18 protein-coding genes are annotated in these 24,187 nt (G+C 62.3%); 16 read left to right on the top strand and 2 right to left on the bottom strand.

What is annotated here, in order from left to right:
• Positions 1–291: 291 nt before the first annotated feature.
• The 11 genes from CJU94_RS17880 to CJU94_RS17830 all read left to right on the top strand — a co-directional run bounded on the left by CJU94_RS17880 (position 292) and on the right by CJU94_RS17830 (position 17,086).
• Positions 292–867, top strand: coding sequence for a helix-turn-helix domain-containing protein (locus CJU94_RS17880; RefSeq protein ID WP_007182470.1), 576 nt, complete (start codon positions 292–294; stop codon positions 865–867).
• A 307-nt stretch (positions 868–1,174) separates the two neighbouring features.
• On the top strand, positions 1,175–3,916 hold the full coding sequence (locus CJU94_RS17875) for a TonB-dependent receptor plug domain-containing protein (protein WP_095419829.1): 2,742 nt from the start codon (positions 1,175–1,177) through the stop codon (positions 3,914–3,916).
• A 275-nt stretch (positions 3,917–4,191) separates the two neighbouring features.
• Positions 4,192–6,141, top strand: a complete 1,950-nt coding sequence (locus CJU94_RS17870; RefSeq protein ID WP_244220871.1) for an extracellular solute-binding protein — start codon at positions 4,192–4,194, stop codon at positions 6,139–6,141.
• An 8-nt stretch (positions 6,142–6,149) separates the two neighbouring features.
• A complete protein-coding gene (locus CJU94_RS17865) occupies positions 6,150–7,202 on the top strand; it encodes a microcin C ABC transporter permease YejB (RefSeq protein ID WP_095419828.1) in 1,053 nt (350 codons plus the stop codon).
• Complete coding sequence (locus tag CJU94_RS17860) at positions 7,156–8,271, top strand: ABC transporter permease (RefSeq protein ID WP_095419827.1); 1,116 nt, start codon at positions 7,156–7,158, stop codon at positions 8,269–8,271. Before CJU94_RS17865 ends, CJU94_RS17860 begins: the two co-directional genes overlap by 47 nt.
• Positions 8,268–9,935 carry an ABC transporter ATP-binding protein gene (locus tag CJU94_RS17855; RefSeq protein WP_095419826.1) on the top strand — a complete coding sequence of 556 codons (1,668 nt, stop codon included), beginning with the start codon at positions 8,268–8,270 and terminating at the stop codon, positions 9,933–9,935. Before CJU94_RS17860 ends, CJU94_RS17855 begins: the two co-directional genes overlap by 4 nt.
• Positions 9,928–11,364 (top strand): TldD/PmbA family protein, encoded by a 1,437-nt coding sequence (locus CJU94_RS17850; RefSeq protein WP_095419825.1) that lies wholly within the window; start codon positions 9,928–9,930, stop codon positions 11,362–11,364. Before CJU94_RS17855 ends, CJU94_RS17850 begins: the two co-directional genes overlap by 8 nt.
• Positions 11,364–12,725, top strand: a complete 1,362-nt coding sequence (locus CJU94_RS17845; RefSeq protein ID WP_095419824.1) for a TldD/PmbA family protein — start codon at positions 11,364–11,366, stop codon at positions 12,723–12,725. The genes CJU94_RS17850 and CJU94_RS17845 overlap by 1 nt, the downstream gene beginning before the upstream one ends.
• 7 nt (positions 12,726–12,732) lie before the next feature.
• Positions 12,733–13,314 (top strand): GNAT family N-acetyltransferase, encoded by a 582-nt coding sequence (locus CJU94_RS17840; protein WP_095419823.1) that lies wholly within the window; start codon positions 12,733–12,735, stop codon positions 13,312–13,314.
• Positions 13,315–13,318: 4 nt separating this feature from the next.
• Positions 13,319–13,867 carry a GNAT family N-acetyltransferase gene (locus CJU94_RS17835; RefSeq protein WP_095419822.1) on the top strand — a complete coding sequence of 183 codons (549 nt, stop codon included), beginning with the start codon at positions 13,319–13,321 and terminating at the stop codon, positions 13,865–13,867.
• A gap of 12 nt (positions 13,868–13,879) precedes the next feature.
• Complete coding sequence (locus CJU94_RS17830; RefSeq protein ID WP_095419821.1) at positions 13,880–17,086, top strand: multidrug efflux RND transporter permease subunit; 3,207 nt, start codon at positions 13,880–13,882, stop codon at positions 17,084–17,086.
• Positions 17,087–17,124: 38 nt separating this feature from the next.
• Here CJU94_RS17830 and CJU94_RS17825 read toward each other — a convergent pair whose 3' ends face one another.
• Entirely contained in the window at positions 17,125–17,478 is a 354-nt protein-coding gene (locus CJU94_RS17825) for a DUF4148 domain-containing protein (protein ID WP_095420424.1), read from the bottom strand.
• 375 nt (positions 17,479–17,853) lie between these two features.
• Between CJU94_RS17825 and CJU94_RS17820 the strand changes: the two genes are divergently transcribed.
• The 4 genes from CJU94_RS17820 (at position 17,854) to CJU94_RS17805 (ending at position 22,085) form a co-directional block, all read left to right on the top strand.
• On the top strand, positions 17,854–18,531 hold the full coding sequence (locus tag CJU94_RS17820) for a response regulator transcription factor (protein ID WP_095420423.1): 678 nt from the start codon (positions 17,854–17,856) through the stop codon (positions 18,529–18,531).
• Between the two features lie 10 nt (positions 18,532–18,541).
• Complete coding sequence (locus CJU94_RS17815) at positions 18,542–19,939, top strand: sensor histidine kinase (RefSeq protein WP_095419820.1); 1,398 nt, start codon at positions 18,542–18,544, stop codon at positions 19,937–19,939.
• Between the two features lie 35 nt (positions 19,940–19,974).
• Positions 19,975–20,700 carry a winged helix-turn-helix transcriptional regulator gene (locus CJU94_RS17810; RefSeq protein ID WP_095419819.1) on the top strand — a complete coding sequence of 242 codons (726 nt, stop codon included), beginning with the start codon at positions 19,975–19,977 and terminating at the stop codon, positions 20,698–20,700.
• Positions 20,701–20,987: 287 nt separating this feature from the next.
• Positions 20,988–22,085 carry a porin gene (locus tag CJU94_RS17805; RefSeq protein WP_167397562.1) on the top strand — a complete coding sequence of 366 codons (1,098 nt, stop codon included), beginning with the start codon at positions 20,988–20,990 and terminating at the stop codon, positions 22,083–22,085.
• Between the two features lie 252 nt (positions 22,086–22,337).
• On the opposite strand, the gene CJU94_RS17800 is transcribed toward CJU94_RS17805, so the two are convergent.
• Positions 22,338–22,613 carry a DUF4148 domain-containing protein gene (locus CJU94_RS17800; protein WP_095419817.1) on the bottom strand — a complete coding sequence of 92 codons (276 nt, stop codon included), beginning with the start codon at positions 22,611–22,613 and terminating at the stop codon, positions 22,338–22,340.
• 326 nt (positions 22,614–22,939) lie between these two features.
• Between CJU94_RS17800 and CJU94_RS17795 the strand changes: the two genes are divergently transcribed.
• Positions 22,940–24,118 (top strand): porin, encoded by a 1,179-nt coding sequence (locus CJU94_RS17795; RefSeq protein ID WP_095419816.1) that lies wholly within the window; start codon positions 22,940–22,942, stop codon positions 24,116–24,118.
• The last annotated feature ends 69 nt before the right edge of the window (positions 24,119–24,187 follow it).

Here is a 24,187-nt window from a genome sequence, read left to right as displayed (position 1 = left end):
TTATGTTCTATCGGACGAGGCGCTGCAAGGCGTCCTCGCGGCAAGTGCCGCCCTGGTCATTGGGAATGCGGACCGTGCCCGAAGCCGCCTGCGATGCCTGAGCGTGGTTGCACTCGCAACTATCGCCTCTGCATCCGGAGCAGGCGCGAGTCTTCTGGAAAACGAATTGATTGAGTTATCCGTGGCGGCATCCCGGTAGATGCATCGAGGACGTGCAAGGAGAGTGTTGCGTTAGATGAAACTTAATTTGCTTATATCAAACTATTTTTGACTACGGGATTCTGTCTTGCTATGGTTTTGCCACTCAATAACAAGGCACACGTTGCAGTCTCTATAGGAAGCAAGATCCGCGCGCTTCGCCAACGGCTCAAGCGCACGCTGGACGAAGTGGCAAAGACTGCGGGCATTTCCAAGCCCTTTCTGTCGCAGGTGGAACGGGGTCACGCAACACCTTCGATTACGTCGCTAGTTGGTATTGCTCGAGCTTTAGGTGTCACGGTGCAGTACTTCGTCGATACGCCGACCGAAGACAAATCGGTGCGTAGAGGGAGTGATCTGAAGTACTTCGGCTTTGACGGTAGCGCGAATCTGTTTGGGCGGCTCACGAATCTGTCGGTGGGCAGCAAGCTGGAAGTCATTCTCGTCAGGATGCCGGTGGGACAGAATCCGTCGGAAGTCACGACGCACGCAGGGGAAGAGTTTTTGTACGTGATGAGCGGCCAGATCTCGCTCACGCTGGAAGGCACGACGTTCGTATTGCAGGCAGGTGACACCGCGCATTACGAGTCTACCGTGCCGCACTCCTGGTCCAATACCGCACGTGAAGAAGCGGTGGTCGTGTGGGTAGGGACGCCAAGATTGTTCTAATGCCGTAGTCGATGTTTTTTGAAAAAAGCAGACAAACTGCATTTGTAAGCATTACTTAAGTATGAGCCCGCGATTTGGGAAAAGCAGGTCGAAGAATAGCGGAATCCACTCGCGTGGCGGTTGAGATGACAACAATTGCAAAAAGCGCTGCGCGTTTCGATAGCAATAAATTAGTAGTCCGACACTGAGTTATTTGAAGTTGCTTTAACGGAACGCGGCGCAAGATCGCCGTATATCGAGTGGAGAGATTCACAAGATCTCTCATCACATACTGCTGTGGCCTTACTGACGAGCGAGAAGGGGAAAAATGAAACAAAGGGCATTGGCGCTGGCCATTAGAAGAATAGTCTGGGCTGAACTGGCATTGTCAGCCGCAATCGCCGTGCCGGCGTTTGCGCAAAGCCAGCCGGCCACTACCGGCACGGCGGCGGGCGCAACGACGGAAAGCACGCCGGCAGCGGGCGCTGCTGCCACACCGTCCGCGGAAAGCAGCACCGCGACGCCTGCTGGCAAAGGGGTTCAGCAACTCAAGAAGTTTGAAGTGACCGGTTCGCTGATCCGCACGTCGGACAAGGTCGGCAACACGGAAGTTCAGACCATCACACCGAAGGAAATCCAGCAAAGCGGCTATACGACCGTGGCCGATTTCCTGCGCGGCACGTCCGCGAACTCGGGGAGCAGCTGGGGCCAGACGACGATGAACAGCTCCGCGCAGGGCGGCGGGGGCATTGCATTGCGCGGTCTGAGCGAAAAATACACGCTGGTGCTGGTGGACGGCCAACGGGTGGCGAATTATGGCAAGGCGGTGAACTTCACCGACACGTTCTTCGACGTGAATTCGATCCCGCTCAACATGATCGACCACATCGACATCGTGAAGACCGGTGCGGTCTCGGTGTATGGGTCGGATGCAATCGCGGGCGTGGTCAACATCATTACGAAGAAAGACTTCCAGGGCCTGCAGATCGACGGCCAGCTCGGCAAGGCCCAGCATCCGGGCGACGCGCAGGGCAACTTCAGCGTACTCGGCGGCATCGGCGATCTGAATGGCGACCGCTTCAACGTGACGGCCGCCGCGAGCTACTACCGCGACACCGGCTCGTCGCTCGCCGATCGCGACATGACCGCGAATCAGGACTTCAGCCAGTTCCCGGGCGGTCTCGCGGGCCCGCTCGGTCCGAACCAGCAGTCGTACTGGACCTCGGCCGACGGCACCAACTCGGCGCTCAATCCGTGCCCTCCGGGCAGCGTGTCGGCGAACGGTGCCACCACGTGTAAGTCGAATCCAGCCAGCGCCACCTCGCTCATGCCGGCGATCACGCGCCTGAACGCGAAAGTGCGCGGCACCTTCAAGATCAACGACGATGTGCAGGCCTACGCCGACCTGTGGGTGAGCCGCAATGAAACCGTGCAGAACGAAGGTCCGGCGGTTCTGAGCAGCCAGACCAATGCGTTCAACCCGGCAACCGGTTCGGCGTTGCCGCTGTCGCGCACTGTCTCGGGCACCAACCCGTACAACCCGTTCGGCGTGCCGACGCAGATCAACTACACGTTCCCGAACACCGTGTCGGCGGATACCGTCTCGACGTTCTGGCGTGCGATGACCGGTGTGAAGGGCTCGTTCACCACCGCCAAATTCGGCGATTGGGATTGGTCGGCTGATTACGGCCATTCGCAGAGCACGGTCGACACGACTTACGGCAACGCGTTGAACGTGGCTGGGGTCGAGAACATTCTGCAGAACGGCGTGTTCAACTTCTCGAACCCTTCGGCTACGCCGAACGGCTTGAATGGCGTGTTCCAGAACGACTATGAGCAGGCGATCTCGAAGCTCGACAGCGTCACGGCGAAAACCTCGACGGGCAACCTGTTCAATCTGCCCGGTGGTCCCGTCGGTGTCGGTTTCGGTACGGAATTCCGTCACGAAAGCAACCTGATCAACTCGCGTACATATAGCGCGCTGGGGATTACCGCGCCGGCCAACGTGCAGACGGTCGACGGCGAGCGCAACGTGGCCGCCGTGTACTACCAGGTCGATATTCCGATCATCCACAACCTGACGTTCACGCAAGCGGGCCGTTACGACCACTACAGCGACTTCGGCGGCGCATTCTCGCCGAGCTTCGCGTTGCGCTTCCAGCCGGTCAAGATGCTCACGACGTATGCGTCGTACAGCCGCGGCTTCCGCGCGCCGACGCTGGTCGAAAACTCGCAGGCAACCTATCTGGCCCACCAGAACCTGGTGGACCCGAACGATCCGAGCGGCACGCCGACCAAGCACTTCACGACGGAACAGGTCAACGGCAACCCGGCGCTGCAGCCTGAGCACACGAAGAACTACAACATCGGCTTCGAGCTCTCGCCGGATTCGTCGACGGATATCGGTGCGGCGTTCTACAAGATTCACATCGACGGTGTGATCGGCACGAACGATCCGAACGCGGTGATGGACGCGAACAACCCGTCGAACGTGATCCGCAATCCGGACGGCACGGTGGCCTACATCAAGGAACAGTTCGTCAACCTCGGTTCGCTCGACACCGACGGCTTCGACATGAACTTCCGCAAGTCGGTCGGCACGAAGTACGGCACGTTCACGCTGGCAGGCGACTGGGCGTACGTGTGGCACTTCAAGCTGAATAGCCCGGGTGCGCCGACGCAGGACTTCGCCGGCAACAACCTCGCGCTGCTGCAGCCGTTCGGTGCGTCGAATCCGCGCTGGAAGGGTAACACCAGCCTCTCCTGGGATTACCGCAAGCTGACCACGACGCTGACCTGGCAGTACACCGGTCCGTACACTAACGCGGTGGCAGCCGAGTTCGGCGACGGCGGCACGTTGTCGGTGGCGTCGTACAGCCAGTTCAACCTGATGGCCACCTATCGCGGCTTCAAGAACTGGACGATCTACGGCGGCATCAACAACATTTTCGACCGCAAGCCGCCGTTCGACGTCGAGTGGCAGGCCACGCCGGATATCACGGGCTACGATCAGTCGCTCTACACGAACATCGGCCGCTTCTTCCAGGTCGGTGCAACGTACCGCTTCTGAAGTCTTTGAGGTTGGTGATTCACCCGCAGGCAGTCAGGTGGGTCGGCCGCTCCGGTACTGAAGACCGGAGCGGCGCAAGTTTATTGAAGGCTGCCTGCGGGATTCTCCGTGCACAATGCTCGTTCAAGGCCACGACGGGCGATCGCGGGCGGTAAGCAGCCGCGCAGCGCCAGCGGGGAAAGCTACGGGAGCGACGGCGTCAGGCCGTCACTCGCGCCGGATCGATTTACCGCGCGCCGGCTTGCGGCCGGCGCGCGTCCTTATGCATTCCGAAGATGAGACTTGTGAAGTTTCGCTGGCCGCGCACGGTGCGCACGGTGGCGTCCGCGCCCGTGCCTCGGCTTCGCGCCACCGCGCGAATCGCGCTGTGCGCCGGTGCATGCCTGGCATTGAGCGCGGTTTGCGCGCAGGCCCGCCCCTCGATTGCGCAATACGACGAACCCAAATATCCCGCCGGCTTCACGCACTTCGACTATGCGGACCCCGCGGCGCCCAACGACGGCAAGCTCAGCTTCCAGAACTTCGACGAACTGCAGAGCTACGATTCGCTGAATCCGTTTCTCGTGCGCGGCGCGCCCGCGCCGGACATTCTGCATCTGATGTTCGATACGCTGATGCAGCGTAGCTGGGACGAACTCGCCTCCGAGTATCCGCTGATCGCCGACGATGTCGAAGTCGCGCCGGACCTCGGCTCGGCCACGTTTCATATCAATCCCGCCGCACGTTTTTCGAACGGCGACCCGATTACCGCAGCCGATGTCAAATACTCGTTCGACACCCTGACCAGTTCCAAAGCGTCGCCCTTGTTCAATGCGCAGTTCTCGGTGATCAAGCGCGCCGTGGTTGTCGACCCGGCAACCGTGCGCTTCGAATTCAGGCACGCCGAGCGCGACGCAGCGCTGATCGCCGGCGATTTGCCGATCTTCTCGCCGAAGTGGGGCGTGCGCGCGGACGGCACACGGTTACCGTTCGACCAGATCGCGAACGAGCCGCCGGTCGCGAGCGGTCCGTATCTGATCGAGTCGCGCAAGAACGACAAGCAGATCACCTATCGCCGCAACCCGGACTACTGGGCCGCGAATCTGCCGTCGCGGCGCGGCATGTATCGCTTTGCGAGCATTACCTTCAAGCTGTACCGCGACCACTACACGCAGCTCGAAGCCTTCAAGGCGGGCGACGCGGACGTTATCGTCGAATACAGCGCGACCCAGTGGGCACGCAAATACGTCGGCAAGAACTTCGACAATGGGCTGCTGAAGAAAGGCGAATTTGCCGATGGCCCCGCGCAGATGCAGGGCATGCTGATGAACGTGCGCAAGCCGATGTTCCAGGACCCGCGGGTGCGCCACGCGCTGACGATGGCATTCGACTACGACTGGATGAACCGGATGATGTTCTACGGTCAATACCGGCGCACCAGCAGTTATTTCGAGGCAAGTCCGTTCGGCGCGACCGGTATGCCCGGGCCGAAGGAACTGGCACTGCTCGAACCGCTGCGCGGCAGCGTGCCGCCGGAAGTATTCGGACCGATGCTCAAGCAACCCGACACGATCGCACCGAACTCGCTGCGCGGTAATTTGCGTGTCGCGCGCGATCTGCTGGCGCAGGCCGGCTGGCACTATCGCGACGGCGCTTTGCGCGACGCCAACGGCACGCCCATGACAATCGAAATCATGGACGACCAGCCCGGCATGGACCGCCTGATCCTGCCGTATATGCAGGCGCTCGGCATGCTCGGTATTCAGGCGCATATGCGCGAGATCGACAGCGCGTTGTACCAGAAGCGGCTGGATAATTTCGAATACGACATGACCACCTTCATCTATCCGCCGGTCACGATTCCGGGCGCCGAACTGACGCGCCGTTTCGGCAGCGCGGCCGCGTCGGAGGTCGGTTCCGAGAACTATCCGGGCATTCGTTCGAAAGCGGTGGACTCGCTGATTCACTCCGCGCTCTCCGCAACCAATCTCGACGACCTGGAAGCGGCGACCCGCGCGCTGGATCGCGTGCTGATCTATTCGTTTTACCTCGTGCCGGAGTACTACTCACCGGGCGCGCGCATCGGCTACAAGACCACGATCGGTTTTCCGAAGACCGTTCCCGCGTCGTATCAATACGAAGACTGGGTGATCGACTACTGGTACGCGAAAACACCGGGTGCGCCAGCCGCTCAACATGGCCAGGCGGCGCAATCCGCCGGTTCAACCACGGCTGCGGCCCACTGAGGAACAGCATGCTTGCCTACATTCTCAGACGATTGCTTTTGATGGTGCCGACCCTGCTCGGCGTGGTCACGCTGACCTTTGTCGTCACGCAGTTCGTGCCGGGTGGGCCGGTCGAACAGGTGATGACGCAACTCCGCCACGGCACTGGCCGTGGCGGAGAGGCGGGGGCTGGCGGCGGGGGCTATCACGGCAGCCAGGGCGTGGATCCGCAGCAGATCGAGCAGATCAAGAAGCAGTTCGGCTTCGACAAACCGCCGCTCGAGCGCTATCTGTTGATGCTCAAGCGCTATGCGACCTTCGACCTCGGTCAGTCCTACTACCAGCACGACAGCGTGTGGGACGTCATCAAATCGAAGTTGCCCGTATCGATCACGCTGGGCCTATGGACGGTGCTCCTCACGTATCTGATATCGGTGCCGTTGGGGATCGCGAAAGCGGTGCGCAACGGCTCGCGCTTCGATACCGTGACGAGCGTGCTGGTGCTCGCCGGCTATGCGATTCCTGGTTTCGTGCTCGGCGTGCTGCTGCTGATGTTATTCGGCGGCGGCACGTTCTGGCAGGTGTTCCCGATGCGCGGCCTCACCTCGGATAACTTCAACGAACTCAGCGCCTTCGGCAAGGTGCTCGACTATCTCTGGCATATCGTGCTGCCGGTCACCGCCTCGGTGGTGGGCAACTTCGCGATCGTCACGATTCTGACCAAGAACACGTTTCTGGAGGAAATCGGCCGTCAGTACGTATTGACGGCGCGCGCCAAAGGCGCACCGGAGCGCGACGTGCTGTGGAAACACGTGCTGCGCAACGCCGCGATTCCGTTGCTCACTGGCTTGCCGGCGGCGTTCGTCGGCGCGTTTCTGAACGGCAATCTGCTGATCGAAACGCTGTTCTCGCTCGACGGCATGGGTCAACTGTCGTACGACTCGGTGGTTCGCCGTGATTATCCGGTCGTGCTCGGCTCGCTCTTTCTGTTCACGCTGATTGCCCTCGTAACCAAACTCATTGCTGACGTCTGCTATGTCCTCGTCGACCCCCGCATCCAATTCAACCGCCTGGACCGCTGACGCGGCTGGCGCGGCGCACGCGGCGTCGCCGTCTCCATGGCGGCGCACGTGGCTGCGCTTCAGGCAGCAGCGTCTGGGCTACTGGAGCCTCGTGATCTTCGTGTCGCTGTTCGCCATCAGTCTGCTCGGCGAAGTGTTGTCCAACGACCGTCCGTTGATCGTTCGTTACGACGGGCATTACTACTTTCCGATCGTGAAGGACTACCCGGAAACGCTGTTCGGCGGCGACTTTCCGGCGCGTGCCAACTATCTCGACCCGTATATCCGTTCGCGGCTCGAATCGAACGGCAACTTTGCGATCTATCCGCCGAATCATTTCCACTACGACACGATCGACTATTTCGCCGCGCATCCTTATCCGGCGCCGCCCACCGCGAACAACTGGCTCGGCACGGATCAGTTCGGCCGCGACGTGCTGGCGCGACTGCTGTACGGTTTCCGTCTGTCGGTGTTGATGGCGTTGGCGCTCACGGTGTCCGGCGTCGTCGTCGGTGTGCTGACTGGCGCGATACAGGGCTTTTATGGCGGGCGTACCGATCTGATCGGCCAGCGCCTGATCGAAATCTGGAGTTCGATGCCCGACCTGTACCTGCTGATCATCTTCGCGTCGATCTTCGAGCCCACGTTGTGGCTGCTATTCATTCTGCTGTCGATGTTCGGCTGGCTCGTCCTGTCGGACTACGTGCGCGCCGAATTCCTGCGCAATCGTTCGCTCGACTACGTGAAGGCGGCGCGCACCATGGGCCTGAGCAACTGGCAGATCATGTGGCGCCATGTATTGCCGAACAGCCTGACCCCGGTGATTACCTTTCTGCCGTTCCGCATGAGCGCAGCCATTCTCTCGCTCACCAGTCTCGACTTTCTCGGCCTCGGCGTGCCGCCGCCGACACCGAGCCTCGGTGAATTGCTGCAGGAGGGCAAGAATAATCTCGACGCGTGGTGGATTTCCATGTCGGCGTTTGCCGCGCTGGTGATCACGCTGTTGTTGCTCACCTTCATGGGCGACGCGTTGCGTAATGCGCTCGATACGCGCTCGCGTGGTTCGGCGTTCGGCGGAGGCCCGCGATGACGACCATGCAGGCGACTATCGGCCGGCCATTGCTGGAAATCGACCGCTTCTCCGTGCGTTTCGGCGACAAGATCGCGGTGCACGAACTCAGCCTGTCCATTGCACGCGGCGAGCGCGTGGCACTCGTCGGCGAATCGGGGTCGGGCAAGAGCGTGACCGCGTTATCCATCTTGCGGCTCGTCGAGCATGCCGAATTGAGCGGCCGCATGCTGCTCGACGGCGAAGACCTGCTGCAGAAAACCGAGCAGCAGATGCGCGGCTTGCGCGGCGCGGATGTCGCGATGGTGTTTCAGGAACCGATGACCGCGCTCAATCCGCTCTTCACGATCGGCAAGCAGATTGCCGAGAGCTTGCGTCTGCACGAAGGTCTGCGGCCCAATGCGGCGCGCGAGCGTGGCATCGAGTTGCTACGGCGTACCGGCATTCCCGAACCGGAACGGCGGATCGACAGCTTTCCGCACCAGTTGTCCGGCGGCCAGCGGCAGCGCGCGATGATCGCGATGGCGCTCGCGTGCCGTCCGCGTCTGCTGCTCGCCGACGAGCCCACCACGGCGCTCGACGTCACGGTTCGCCAGCAGATCGTCGATCTGTTGATTTCATTGCAGGAGCAGGAAGCGGCTGAACGCGGCATGGCCGTGCTGCTGATCACGCACGATCTGAATCTGGTCAAGCGTTTTGCGCAGCGCGTCGCGGTGATGGAAAAGGGCGTGCTGGTCGAGACGAATACGACGGAGGTGCTGTTCGCGAGTCCGCAACATCCGTACACGCGGCGCCTGCTGGACAGCGAGCCGCAACGCGCGGTGGCGCCGGTCGAGCAGGGCGCGCGCCGGTTGCTGGAAGTGCAGGGGCTGGCCGTCGACTATCGCACCTCGGCCAAAGGCTGGCGCTCGCTGTTCGGGCGCTCCACGTTCCGCGCGGTGCACGACGTCGATCTGAGCGTGCGGCGCGGCGAAACGCTCGGCATCGTCGGCGAATCGGGGTCGGGTAAATCGACGCTGGCGGCAACCGTGCTCGGGCTGCAGCAGCCGGCCGCCGGTCATATCCATATCGACGGCTTGCCGCTTTCCACGCTCAGAACGGCCAATTCGCGCCGTGCGCTATATTCGCGCATGCAGGTCGTGTTTCAGGATCCGTTCGGATCGCTGTCGCCACGCATGACGGTGGAGCAGATCATCGGCGAAGGCCTCGCTTTGCATCGACCGGGAGTGGACGCGAAGGCGCGGCGCGCGCGCGTCGGCAGCCTGCTCGAAGAGGTCGGCATGCCCGCCGATGCGATGCTGCGCTATCCGCATGAATTCTCCGGCGGCCAGCGGCAACGCATTGCGATTGCGCGCGCGTTGGCGGTCGAGCCGGAATTGCTGGTGCTCGACGAACCGACCAGCGCGCTCGATGTCTCGATCCAGAAGCAGGTACTGAATCTGCTGACAAATCTGCAGAAAAAGTACAAGCTAAGCTATTTGTTCATTACGCACGATCTGGCCGTGATGCGAGCCATGGCGCATCGCGTGATCGTGATGAAGTCGGGACGCATAGTCGAAGCCGGCGACACGCTCGACGTGTTGCACGCGCCGTCGCATCCTTATACCCAGTCGCTGCTGGCGTCTTCGCTCAACGTGCCCGAGCCTGGCGCCGCCCCGACTCACCCGGGAAAAGTCAATGATTGACGAACGTTGGGCGCAGGCCGCCCGCACGCTGAAGAGCCGCGCGGCATTCTGGTCGTTGCGCATTGTCGATGAACAGATCGACGATCACGAGATTCGCAACGATATCGCGCAACCGCTGCGCACGGTGCGGGATCGCGGCGCGATGCTGATCGCCTGGGTAGGCGCCGGCGCGGGCTATGCCGCGACCGCGAATCTGTCCGCGGCGGGGCTGCAGGCGGCGCTCGATATGGCAACCGTACGCGCCGAAGCGAGCGCGGCTTTGTCGTTGATCGACCATCGCGAAGTGGCGCGGCCCACGGCGAGCGGCGACTACGTGTCGCCGAATGCGCAACACGCGCTGCCGGGCCGCGCCGAATGGCTCGACCGTCTGGGCGCCGAGTGCGCCGCCGCGAATCTCGACGCACGAATCGTGGAGCGTGTGGCCGCGGTGCAGATCACGCATACGGATCAGCTCTACATGACGGGCGACGGCGTGCGGATCGATCAACAGTTCCGCTTCGTGATGCCGCAATTGAGCGTCGCCGCGCACGCGAACGGCGATACCCAGGTGCGCACGCTCGGCGGCAACTATGGCACGCTCGGGCAGGGCGGCATGGAGGTGCTGTCGCGCTTCGGCTTCGAAGGGTCGGGCGCGCGCGTCGCGAATGAGGCGCTGCAGTTGCTGGCCGCGCCGAATTGCCCCGCAGGCCGGCGCGACCTGTTGCTGATGCCCGACCAGATGATGCTGCAGATTCACGAATCGATCGGCCATCCGCTGGAACTGGACCGCATCCTCGGCGACGAGCGCAATTTCGCGGGCTGGAGCTTCGTCAAACAGGATATGTTCGGTTCGTACCGCTACGGTTCCGAGTTGCTCAACGTCACCTTCGACCCGGAGTTGCGCGAGGAAGCGGCATCCTATGCATTCGACGACGACGGCACCGAAGCGCACAAGCAGTACCTGATTCGCAACGGCGTGCTGGAGCGTCCGCTTGGCGGCGCGCTGTCGCAACAACGCGCACGCATGCCGGGCGTGGCGAATTCACGCGCATCCAACTGGAACCGGCCGCCCATCGACCGCATGGCGAACCTGAATATCGAGCCCGGCGAGAGTTCGCTGGAAGAGATGATCGGCAACATCGAACATGGCATTCTGATGCGCACCAATACGTCATGGTCGATCGACGATCATCGCAACAAATTCCAGTTCGGCTGCGAGTTCGGCCAACTGATCGAAAACGGCAAGCTTACCCAGGTCGTCAAGCAGCCGAATTATCGCGGCATTTCTGCGAATTTCTGGCGCAGCCTGAGCGCAGTGGGCAATGCGGCCACGCGTGAAGTGTATGGCACGTCCATGTGCGGCAAGGGCGAACCGGCGCAGATCATTCGCGTCGGCCATGCTTCGCCGGCGTGCGTGTTCAGCAATATCGACGTGTTTGGAGGCGCATGATGAGCCAGTTCATGTCTTCGCGCGCTGCTACGTCGGTGGATTGGCAACGGCATTTCACCGCGCTCGCCGATGCGATCGAGCGCTTGCAGCAAGGCGGCGAGACCACGCTCAGTTCGTTTGCCGGCGAGCAGTCCGACTTCGTTCGCTTCAATTCGGGCAAGGTGCGGCAGACCGGCAGCGTATCGCAAGGCAAGCTGACCCTGCGTCTGATCGACGGCGCACGTCAGGCGTATTCCACGCTGACCGTGTGTGGCGACCTGCAACAGGATCTGGACGAAGTGAGCGCCGCGCTCGCCACCTTGCGGGAGGGCTTGCGCGATGCGGCGGACGATCCGCATCTGCTGTTCGACACGTCGAAATGGGAACGCACCACGCAGCGTTCCGGCAAGCTGCCGGACCCAGACGGCCTTGTGCGCAGCGTCGCGGCATGTGCGCAAGGGCTCGATTTCGTGGGCTTTTACGCAGGCGGCACGATCGTGCGCGGGTTCGCGTCCACCAGCGGCAGCCGCGGCTGGTATGAAGTGGACAACTTCAATTTCAGCTGGTCGCTGTACGACCCGAGCGGCCGCGCGATCAAAACGACCTACGCCGGCGACGACTGGAGCGACGCCGTGTTCGCGCACAAAGTCGAGCAGGCCGCGACCCGGCTTGCCGTGCTGGCGCGCGCGCCGCGCGCATTGGCGCCGGGACGTTACCGTTCTTATCTGGCGCCCGCCGCGTTATCCGAACTGCTCGGCGTCGCCGCATGGAGCGGCTTTTCCGCGCGTGCCCAGGCGAGCTCGCGCAGCGAGTTGTACAAATTGCATGTGGGAGAAGTCGTAGTCGACCCGCGCGTAACGATCAGCGAAGATCTGAATCTCGGCATCACACCCGGCTTTAACGACGACGGCTATTTGCGTGATAGCGTCCCGTTGATTCAGGCCGGCCGCAGTGCCGAACGTCTGACCAATGCGCGCAGCGCACGCGAATACGGCTTGACGCCCAATGGTGCGCTCGCCAGCGAGTCGCCGGCCGCACTCTCGATGCAAGCGGGCGATCTGCCTGAAGAAGACGTGCTGGCGAAACTCGGTACCGGGCTCTATATTGGCAACCTCTGGTACGTGAACTTCTCCGACCGCATGAATTGCCGCCTCACCGGCATGACGCGCTTCGCGACCTTCTGGGTCGAGAACGGCGAGATCGTCGCGCCGCTGGATGCCATGCGTTTCGACGACAGTTTGTACCGTTTGCTCGGCAGCGAACTCGAACAACTCGGCGCGCACGCCGAACTGCTGTTGAGCGACTCGACCTGGGGCGAGCGCGCCACGGGCGGCATGCAATTGCCAGGCATCCTGGTGAAGTCATTCGAATTGACGTTATGAGCCGCCTATGGATCGACAGGAAAAAACACAAGCAAAATCCGGGAGCTTGCCCGAGGGACTGACGCTGCGCGCGTTACGCGTGGCCGACACGGAACAGTTTCACGCCATGCTGCAGTTGCCGGGCGTGATGAACGGCAATCCGCATATGCCGTATCGGCCAGTGGCCAGCACGCGTGATTACCTCGAAAAGCTCGAGCCCGCCGAGATCGTGATCACCGCGACGGTCGGCGACACGCTGGTCGGTGAGGCGGAACTCACGCGTTTCAAGGGGCGCCGCGCACATGCGGGCTCGCTCGGCATCGGCGTGCACGACGCGTGGCAACGGCGCGGCATTGGTCGGGCGCTGATGGCCGAACTGATCGACCTCGCCGATAACTGGCTCGGTCTGCGCCGCCTCGAACTGCACGTCTTCAGCGATAACGAACCGGCGCTCGCGTTGTATCGCAAGTTCGGCTTCGAGATCGAAGCGCATCAGCGCGGTGCGGTATTGCGTCGCGGCGTGCTCATCGACTGCTATTTCATGGCACGGTTGCGTGACGCGGCGCCGTGGATGTCGCCGCCCCTCCCAGCTCGAACCGCAGCGGAATAAGACCATGGAACAACAAACGTTGGCAGGCGGCGTAGCGAGCGATGATCGCATTACGCTGCGAGCCCTCGAATCGTCCGACATGGACGCGTTCGCGGAGATCATGAGCCTGCCCGGTGTGCGACGCGGCACCTTGTCGATCGGCTATCGCAGCCCCGAACAACTCACGGCCTGGTACGAGCAGCGCCTCAAGAACGGCGTGAACGTGTGCGCGATGGTCGGCGGGCGCATGGTCGGCCATGCCGCGCTGGAGGTTCAGCGGCCGAGCCGCGCGCACTGCGCGCATATGGGTCTGGTCGTGCACGACGCCTATCATGGGCGCGGTGTCGGTTCGGCGCTGCTGCGAGGCTTGATCGACTGCGCGGACGGCGCGCTCGGTTTGCGCCGCATCGACCTCACGGTATTTGCCGACAACGCGCCGGCAATCGCCCTGTACCGCAAATTCGGCTTTGTCGAAGAAGGCCGCTCGCGCGGTTTCGCCATGCGCGACGGCGTACTGGCGGACGCGCTGCATATGGCTCGGCTGGTCGACGCGCCGAGCCTCCAGACCCTTTGACCGGATCGTCGCGTGCCATTCTTCTTCATCGACCGTCCGGTGTTTGCATGGATCGTGGCGCTCGCCATCGTCGTGGCGGGCGCGCTGGCCATTCCGCAATTGCCGGTGGCGCAGTACCCGCGTCTCGCGCCACCGCGTATCGTGATCTCCGCCATCTATCCGGGCGCTTCGACTGAAGTCGTGGATGCCAACGTCGGCAGCATCATCGAGGAGAGTCTCGATGGCGCCGACAATATGCTGTACTACGAAACCACCAGTGACAACCTGGGCGAGCTCGAAATCGACGCGACCTTCGCGCCCGGCACCAATCCCGATCTCGCGCTGGTCGACATTCAGAACCGGCTCAAACAGGTCGAGCCGCGCTTGCCGCAGCAGGTCGTGCAGCAGGGCATCACCGTGTTCAAGGCGGCCAATACGTTCCTGATGCTGGTGGCGCTCACCTCGACCGACGGCACGCGCGACTCCGTGCAATTGAGCGATTACCTGAGCCGCTACGTGCTCCGCGAGTTAAAGCGCGCCCCTGGGGTGGGCTCGGCGCAACTGTGGGATGCCGACGAAGCGTTGCGCATCTGGCTCGATCCGATGAAGCTGCGCGAATACGGTCTCGGCGCCGCCGAAGTGAACGCCGCCATTGCCGCGCAGAACGCGACCGTCACGGCCGGCACGCTCGGCGACGCGCCATTCGTGCCGGGCCAGCAGCTGACGGCCTCCGTGAACGTGAAGGGGCAGTTGATCTCGCCGGCCGAATTCGGCCAGATCGTGCTGAAGGCGCGGCCGGACGGCTCGGCCGTGCGCCTGCGCGACGTCGCGCGGGTCGAAGTCGGGCGCGACAATTACTCGTTCTATTCGCGTCTGAACGGCAAGGCCGCGGCGACGGTCGGGATTCAGCTCGGTCCGCGCGGCAATGCGCTCGAAACGTCGAACGCGATTCGCGCGCGGCTTGCCGAGTTGTCGAAAGGATTGCCGTCGGGCGTCTCCATCGAAATCCCGTTCGATAACGCGCATTTCGTGCAGATCGCGATTCACGAGGTGCTCGTCACGCTCGCGGAAGCGGTGGTGCTGGTGTTCTTCGTGATGTGGCTGTTCCTGCGCGATCTGCGCTACACGCTGGTGCCGACCGTGGTGATTCCGGTCACGCTGATGGGCGCGTTTCTCGCCATGTACGCGTGCGGTCTGTCGATCAACGTGTTCACGCTGTTCGGCCTCGTGCTCGCGATCGGCATTCTCGTCGACGACGCGATCGTGGTGGTGGAGAGCGTGCATCGGGTGATGGAGGAAGAGGGCTTGCCGCCACGCGAAGCCACACGCAAGGCCATGTCGCAGATCGGCGGCGCGATTGTCGGCGTGACCGCGGTGTTGACGGCGGTGTTCGTGCCCATGGCGTTCTTTCCCGGCGGCGTCGGCGGCATTTACCGGCAATTCGCGGTGGCGATGATCGCGTCGATGCTGGTGTCGTCGTTCATGGCCTTGTCGTTGACGCCCGCGCTGTGCGCGAATCTGCTGAAGGCCCACAAGCATTCGGTGCGTCAGCGCGAAGCGCGCCGCGGCCTGGCGGGATTCGCGGCGCGCGCGGCGAGCCGTTTCACCGCCGGTTTCGATCGCGCCGCGCAAGGCTATCGCGGGCTGACAGCATGCATGCTGCGCCGCATCGGGCCGATGCTGGCCGTCTACGCGGTGCTGGTCGGCGTGTGCGGCTTGCTGTACTGGCAGATGCCCGGCGGTTTTCTGCCGAGCGAGGACGAAGGCCAGTTGCAGGTGATGGTGCAATTGCCCGCGGGTGCGACGCAGGCACGCACGCTCGCGGTGGTGGAGCGGATGGAAGAGATTCTGCATGCCGAACCCGCCATTGCCAATGTGACGAGCGTGATCGGCTGGAGCTTTTCCGGTAGCGGTCAGAACGTGGCGATGGGGTTCGTCGAACTCAAGGATTGGGGCAAGCGCGATGTCGACGCACTCGCCTTGCGCGAGCGGCTCAACGCCAGCTTCGACAAGATTCTGGACGGAAACGTCGAGGCGCAGTTACCGCCTTCGGTGCCGGGCATCGGGCATTCGGACGGTTTTGTGTTTCGGCTGGAGGACCGCGGCGGGGTCGGGCTCGATGCGCTGAAGGCCGCGCGCGAGCAACTGTTTGCGCGAGCCAGGGCGAGTCCGGTGCTGGCCTCGGTGCATTCGCAAGATCTGCCTGACGCGCCGCGCGTCGAGCTCATCATCGACCGCGCGAAAGCGTATGCGCTCGGCGTGTCGTTCGATCGCATCGCCGACGTGCTGGGCAGCACGTTCGGCTCGACCTATATCGACGATTTCCCGGCGGGCGGCCGCATGCGCCGCGTGATGATCGCCGCCGACGCCGCCACGCGCATGACCGACGACGACCTGCTGGCGCTGGCGGTGCCCAACTCGACGGGCGGCATGGTGCCGCTCTCGGCCATCGCGGCGCGCCAGTGGACGATCGGTCCGGTGATGCTGACACGCTACAACGGCTATCCGTCGCTCGATGTGAGCGGTCACGCAGCGCCCGGCTACAGTTCCGGCGCGGCGATGGCGGAGATGGAGCGGCTCGCCGCCGGGTTGCCGGTCGGCGTCCAGTATGACTGGGTCGATGCGGCGCGCGAGGAAACGGTGGCCGCGAAACTCACGCCGCTGCTGGTCGGCCTGTCGTTGTTAGCGGTGTTCATGGCGCTCGCCGCGCTCTACGAAAGCTGGACGATTCCGTTGGCCGTGCTGATGGTCGTGCCGCTCGGCGTGATCGGCGCGGTCGCCGCGGTGCTGTTGCGCGGCCTGCCCAACGACGTGTACTTCAAGGTCGGCATGATCACGGTGATCGGCCTCGCGGCGAAGAACGCGATTCTGATCGTACAGTTCGCCCGCGATCTGTATCGGCGCGGCCTGCCGTTGACGCGAGCGGTGACCGAAGCCGCGGGCGCGCGCTTCAGGCCGATCGTGATGACTTCGGCGGCGTTTCTGCTCGGGGTCGTGCCGCTGGTGGTGTCGAGCGGGGCAGGCGCCGAAAGCCGCCGCTCGATCGGCACGGGCGTGTTCGGCGGGGTGCTGGCGGCCACGCTGTTCGGGCTGGTGTTCGCGCCGGTGGCGTTCCATGCGGTCGCGTCGCTCACGCATGGGCGGCGCCGGCTTGCGCAACTGCATCGCAAGCGCGAGGAGCGGCGGGCGCGCCGTGCCACGGTCGAGCGCGCGCCGCTCGACGAATCGCCGACTGCCTGATGGCGCTCCACCCGCGCCATGCGCGCGGCTCGCGCCGCTTAACCGGCCGGCTGATTCGCGGCTTGAACGGGAGCGGCGCCGGCCGGCGCCTGTGCATTGCTTGCCGACACGTGCGGTGTGGCAGGCATGCAGTCCGCGCGATACTCGGCCCGCAGCTTGTGTTCCGCCTGTTCCAGGTCGCCCGGATAGTCGTCGTCATCGTTGCTGGGTTGGTAGCCGACCGCTTCGAGCTCACCAAGCTCGCGCATCAATTGCTTGTGGGTCACTTCGCCTTTCAACGGCTTGAACGGATAGTCGTTACATTGCTGCGGCGTCAGATGCGGCGCGGCCATGGCCGATACGCTGCCAAGCAGAAGAAGTGCGCTGAGCAGGGTTTTCTTTGCGAGCTTCATGTTCAGTTTATCCACGAGAAGGTTTGAGTCGTTCCGCGAGAAGGGCGGCGGAGTCATATCAGCCTAGTGGAAGCCGCCTGCCGGAGCGGCGTCGGGAAAATGAAATTTGTTTTACTGTTGCGTGCTTTCCTGAACTTGCACGAACTTTGCCGGCCTCGCGGCGAACTTAAATTTTTCTTCATGAAGCGGATATGCTTGCGCTAATCCCCCTCGCGTAGCCTGCCCGCAGGCATTCGGGCGAAACGGCGACATCCGTCTAACCGTACTCCCATGCTCTGAACACGCAAGCCGAATATGGCATCATGTCTTTCTACTGATAACCGGTCGCGCCCGCCGCTTGCATCGTTAGAGCTCGCCGCGGCGCATGCAATGATCATGTCGCGAGTACTGACAATCGAAGATGATGAAATTACCGCGAATGAAATAGTCGGTGAACTGAAGAGTCGTGGCTTCACCGTGGACTGGGTGGCCAACGGTCGTGACGGCATGGCCCGCGCGATCAGCGAAGACTATGACGTGATCACGCTCGACCGCATGCTGCCCGGCGTGGATGGTCTGACGATTCTGACCACCATGCGCGGCATCGGCATTCAGACGCCGGTGCTGATGTTGAGCGCGCTCGGCGACGTGGACGAGCGGGTGCGCGGCCTGCGCGCCGGCGGCGACGATTATCTGACCAAACCGTTCGACCCCGAGGAGATGACTGCGCGCCTCGAAGTGCTGCTGCGCCGCAGTCAGACTTCCACCGCGCAACTCGAAACCCATTTGAGAGTCGGCCCGCTCGAACTCGACCTGATTTCACGCAAGGTTCAGCGCGATGGCGAAGAAATCGTTCTGTTGCCCACCGAGTACCGCGTACTCGAATTCATGATGCGCCATGCGGGCCAAACCATTACGCGCACCATGCTGTTCGAGGCGGTGTGGGGCTATCACTTCGATCCGGGCACCAATCTGATCGATGTGCACATGGGGCGCCTGCGCAAGAAAATCGACCCGCCGGGCGTGACGCCGATGATCCAGACCGTGCGGGGCTCGGGTTATATCCTCGCATGAGCACATTCTAATGGACACGACCTTCCCGGCCGAGTCCGCGCTCGGGCGGCGCTGGCATTCCACCACCTTTCGCCTGTTGTCGGTCTACGCGGTCATCTTTTCGTTTTCCGTGATGCTGTTGCTCGGTTTTATCGGTTGGGCCGTGACCGGCGACATGGAGCGCGAGACCGATGTGGTGATGGACTGGCAGTTGATCTACTTCGATTCGCTGCCCGATTCCGACCTTGCGGATGCGATTCACCGGCGCATCGAACACGAGCGCATGCATACCAACTACTACGGCCTGTTTGCGGCTGACGGCCGTCTGCTCGCCGGCGACGTGCTCGCGTACCCGGCCGCGCTGCCGATTAACCGCACCGGCAAGACGCTCGATCTGACGCTTGCATTGGGGCGCAACGATGATGCGCCGGTAGTGCGCGCCATGGCGGAGCGGCGCAAGGATGGCTCGACGCTCGTGATCGCGCGCGACCTCACGCACATTCTGCGAATCCGCGAGACCATTATCAACGCGCTGGTGGGCGGCGGCGTATTCTGTCTGCTCGCCGGCGTGGCAGGCGGCCTTGCAATGAGCGTGCGGCAGATGCGCCGGCTGAAAGCGATCCGGCGCGTCACGCTGCGCATCGCGCAGGGCGATCTTGCGCAACGTCTGCCGATTGGCGGACGCGACGAAGTGGATATGCTCGCGCATCTGGTGAATCATATGCTGGCCGAAGTCGAGCGTCTGATGAACGAGGTGAAGGGCGCGTGCGACGGCATCGCGCATGATCTGCGCACGCCGCTCGCGCATGTGCGCACGCTGCTGGCGCACGCGGCGGAGTGCACCGAAACGCTCGACGACGCCGCGCTAGCGAAACTGGTGGAGCGCGCGCGCGCCGAGACGGATGCGCTGCTCGACCGGTTTCGCGCCATGCTGCGCATCTCCGAGATCGGCACATTGCAGCGGCGCGGCGGGTTTGGCGAGATGCAACTCGAGACGCTGATCGAAGAGGTCGGCGAACTCTACGAACCGCTTGCCGAGAGCCGCTCGATCCAGCTTTCCGTGCATGTCCAGCCGGTGGGACCGATCCACGGCGACCGCGCGTTACTCTTTGAAGCATTGAGCAATCTGGTGGATAACGCGATCAAGTTCACGTCCGAGGGCGGTGTGGTGCGTATGGAACTGCGCCAGACGGCTGCCGGGCCGCAGGTGGATATCGTCGATAACGGTCCGGGCATTGCCGCCGGTGAGCGCGATGCTGTTCTGCAGCGCTTTTATCGCGGGGAGAGCACGCGGCATCTGGCTGGCTCCGGACTGGGGCTGAGCATCGTCTCCGCAGTGATACGCGTGCACGACTTCACCATGAAGATCGGCAATGCGCAACCGGGCACGCGGATATCCATTGAATGCTGGTCGAGGACGCTCGCATGAGTCCTGTTGATTTCTTCGTTTCTGAAGGGGAGTGAATGCGGGTCCTCTTCGTCGGTCCTGCGCATCCGGAAGCGGCGTGGCTTTTCAAGGCGCTTCAGGAGAGCGCACATAGTTTGCAGCGCGCCGATGAGCTGCGGGACGGGGTCTTTCTCGCGACTCAGGAACCGTTCGATGTGATCGTGTTGATGGTGCTGGAATGCCGTTTCTATTCTGCCCTGCTGGAGTTCATTGCGGAAATTGCCGCGGCGGGAAGTGGCGCGGCGATTCTCGTCCTGCTGGGGGCGGCGACCGCGCAGGATCGAACCAGAGTCTTGCGCGCCGGCGCGGACGCGTGTCTCTGTCAGCCTTATTCGTTCATTGAACTGCATGAACGGATGCAGGCTTTGCAGCGCATGGGGGTGGGACGGGGCGCCATGGGCGGTTCTTCTTCTTTCGCTTCGGTTCCGAATGCCGTTGCCGGGCCGTCTCTTGATGCGGCTACACGGGAGCTTGTTTTCGAGGGGCGGCGAGTGGCCGTTACCCGCAGGGAGTTTCTTCTGCTCGAATGTTTGATCAGGCAGGTCAATGCGCCTGTGGCAAGGGACCAGCTTATTCGCTATGCCTGGCCCGAAAAGGAGGATGTCGATCCTGCCAGTGTCAATCTGGTCGTTTCCCGGCTGAGGAGAAAGCTTTCGGTTGATTTGTCCGAGGTCAGGATTGAGACGGTTAGCCGCTTTGGCTATCAGGTTTCAGTCTGTTCTCCCCGCGTTCAGTCGCGCTAGCGTGCCTCGGCAATCGGTCGCCTCGCCCATTCGGCTTTTGTAAAGGCCGTTCTTTTGGGGGCGACGTTCTCTTTTTTCTCCATCCTCCGTCACTCCGATCCGCCGATGCGACGCCGGTCAATGATCTGTTCATGAAAATCCAACGCATTAATTGAAAGTCTGTCTTGCAAGTGCGGTGCATTCTGGTCTGGATATATTTGCCGGGTGGTCGTATTCACTGCAATACGATCTACTTTGTCAGGTACCCTAAATTAAATGAAAGGTGATCCATGAATCGGAAGATGAAGATGGTGCGTCTGGTCGGGGCGCTGTTTTGCGTCGGCGTCGCATCCTCCGCGCACGCGCAGAGCAGCGTCACGCTTTACGGCATTCTTGATACCGGCATTGACTTTGCCAGCAACGTCAACGGCAGCCATCTCTATCAAATGGCCAGCGGTGTGAGCGCCGGTAGCCGCTGGGGGGTCAGAGGCAGGGAAGATCTCGGCGGCGGTCTGGCCGCCGTCTTCGATCTGGAAAGCGGTTTCAATTCGGCCAACGGCAGCCTCGGCAGCGGACTCGCCTTCTCGCGTAACGCCTATGTGGGCCTCGCCAGTCAGACGGCCGGGACCGTCACCCTCGGGCGGCAGTGGGATCCGCTCGTGGATCTGATCGAACCGTTCTCGCTCAACGATAGCTATGGCGGCTGGTATTTCTCCCATCCCAACGATATGGATAACCTCGATAACGGCTTCGCGATCAGCAATGCCGTGAAGTACAGGAGTCCCACCATTGGCGGCTTCACCGGCGAAGCGCTTTATTCGTTCGGCGGCCAGGCGGGCCAATTCTCGAATAATGCGGCCTATAGCGCGGCGGCCTCGTATACGAACGGGCCGTTCTCCATGGGCGCGGGTTATTTGCGCGTCAACGATCCCGAGGAGTCGATCCAGAGCTATCAGAATGGCTCGGGATTCACCAACGCGGTGTATGGCAATTACCTGGCCAACGCTCGCAGTCAGGGCATCTTTGCCGCAGGTGCGTCGTATGAGATCGGCAAGTTCAAGGTGATGGGTAACTTCACCAACGTCAATTTCCAGCAGGGCGACGCGGGTCAGGATGTCAAATTCCAGAACTACGAAATCGCCGGCACGTTCGCCGCGACCAGTCAGCTCAATCTCGCGGCGGGCTACACCTACACGGACGGCAGGAATCACGCGACCAATCAGGAGCCGAAGTATCAGCAACTGAATTTGAGCGCGGAATACGAATTGTCCAAACGCACCGCCGTGTATGCACTGGCCGCGTTGCAGAGGGCAAGCGGCGGCGCGGTGGCGCAAATCGCCGGCTTCGATCCTTCGTCGAACGGCAAGCAGGTCGTCGGCCGGGTCGGCGTGCGGCACTCGTTCTAAAGCCGAATCTCTCAGCAAAAGAGCGCGCTACCCGTCGGGTAGCGCGCTCTTTCTTCATCAACCGAAATAAATGTTGCAATAGCTGGGGGGACCGACACAGCTGTCGGCAGTGCTCGAAGGTGACACCGCGCAGCCGGATAACAGCAGTCCGGCCGCGACAGCCGCGGCGGCGAAACGGGCCGATCGTTTGATCGCGGTTCGAAGAGTCATCGATGTGGGTGGCGAGAGAGGTGATCGGGTATTTCAGGCGGCCTAATGCGCGTAGATCGTCGAATTCAGATAGGCGAGCTGGCCGTCCTTCTCTGCGTGCACCAGTTCCTGATAGACCTGGGCACGTGTCTTCCCGACAGTGGGCTGGCCATAAGGCGGAACCCACGAGCCGGCGGCATTGACCGCTGCGGCGCTGTTCGCGGCTACTTGCATGGAGGGTGCGGCGGACTGTTGGGTCGGCGCCGTGGTCGATTGGGCGAAGGCGGAAGCCGTTGCGGTAGCACCCAGCAAAGCGATGGCGAGCGTCAGGGATTTCATGTTCGTATTCCTCACAAATCAGGTTGAATGAGGCCGATGCGCGAACCTTGGTCCGTTCGTGAACCGGTTGATGAGAAGGATAGTCAACGGGGTTTAGCGGATCGGCGGTGTACGCATGAAAAGATATTTATCCGTTGTAGCGTCCGCAAGCTGATGCATAGGGTGCCTGCTGCACCCATGTCATGAAGATAAAAAACGTTTCATGAAGCGACCGGTTTTGATCACGGCTGTGTCATCGCGGCTATCTACATTGCGGCTACCCGCACGGTGTGCGGGATCGGTCCGACGATGCGCGGACCGGCGCCTTCTCTTACCCGGAATCAAACATGAAAAAAGCATTGGCAACCACTCTCGTCGCGCTGGCCGGCACCTTTTGCGCGGCAGCGCACGCACAGAGCAGCGTGACGCTTTACGGCACGCTCGATACGGGGCTCGACTACGTCAGCAATCAGAAGAGCGGTACCGGCGGCAAAAGCAACTGGTTGATGGAAAGCGGCAATGTGAGCACCGATCGCTGGGGTCTGCGCGGCAACGAAGATCTGGGCGGCGGATTGAGCGCGGTCTTCGATCTCGAGAATGGCTTCAATATCGACAGCGGCAAGTTCTCCAACGGCGGTGACCTGTTCGGCCGGCAGGCATGGGTCGGTATTGCGAGCAAGCAGTGGGGCACCGTGATGATGGGCAGGCAATACGACTTTCTGGTGGATTTCGTCGCGCCGCTCTCGGCGACCGGTTCGGGCTTTGGCGGCAACATTGCCGATCACCCATTCGACAACGACAACCTCAACAACGATCTGCGCATGAACAACGCGCTAAAATTCCATAGTGCGACCTACGACGGACTTTCGGTCGGCGGCGCCTACGCGTTCAGTAATGCGGCGGGCGGTTTCAGCAACAACAACGCCTATAGCTTCGGTGCCCAATGGGCGGGCGGCCCGCTCAATCTGGCCGTCGCGTATCTGCAGGTCAACCAGCCGGGCGGTGTCAATCAGCCGGCCAACACGGGCGGCGCGGTGAGCAGCAGCGATGGCGACGCGACTTTTACCGGCGCGCGTCAACGCATTCTCGGGGCAGCGGGGCGGTATACCTTCGGCGCCGCGGCGGTCGGCCTCGTCTTCACGCGCACGATGCTCGACGATCCGCGCCAGATCATGCAAGGCGGTGCCTACTCCACGCTCGACGGCGATCTGCTGACTTTCAACAATTACGAAGTGAACGCGCGCTATGCCCTAACGCCGGCGTTCACACTCGGCGGTTCTTATACGTTTACCGACGGCCATTTCAGTGACGCCGGCAAGAGCGTCTCGCCGAAATGGAATCAGTTCATGCTGCAGGCCGCTTACGCGTTGTCGCATCGCACCGATCTGTATCTGGAAGGCGTATATCAGCGCGTCTCGGGCGCGCAGGGCATCGCTGTGCTCGGCAATGCGTCGATTTATTCACTGGCGGCTTCGTCGAATGATCGCCAGGCGGTGGTGGCGGTCGGGATGCGTCACCGGTTTTGAACCTGACGACGCGACGGTCCGCTAAACAGGAGCGCAAAAGTCGCCGGTAGTGAGCCGGCGACTTTTTTA

The organism is Paraburkholderia aromaticivorans (assembly GCF_002278075.1).
Taxonomy (GTDB): Bacteria; Pseudomonadota; Gammaproteobacteria; order Burkholderiales; family Burkholderiaceae; genus Paraburkholderia; species Paraburkholderia aromaticivorans.
The sequence above is the reverse complement of the archived record's forward strand: the minus strand, read 5'-3'. Positions and strand labels throughout refer to the sequence as shown.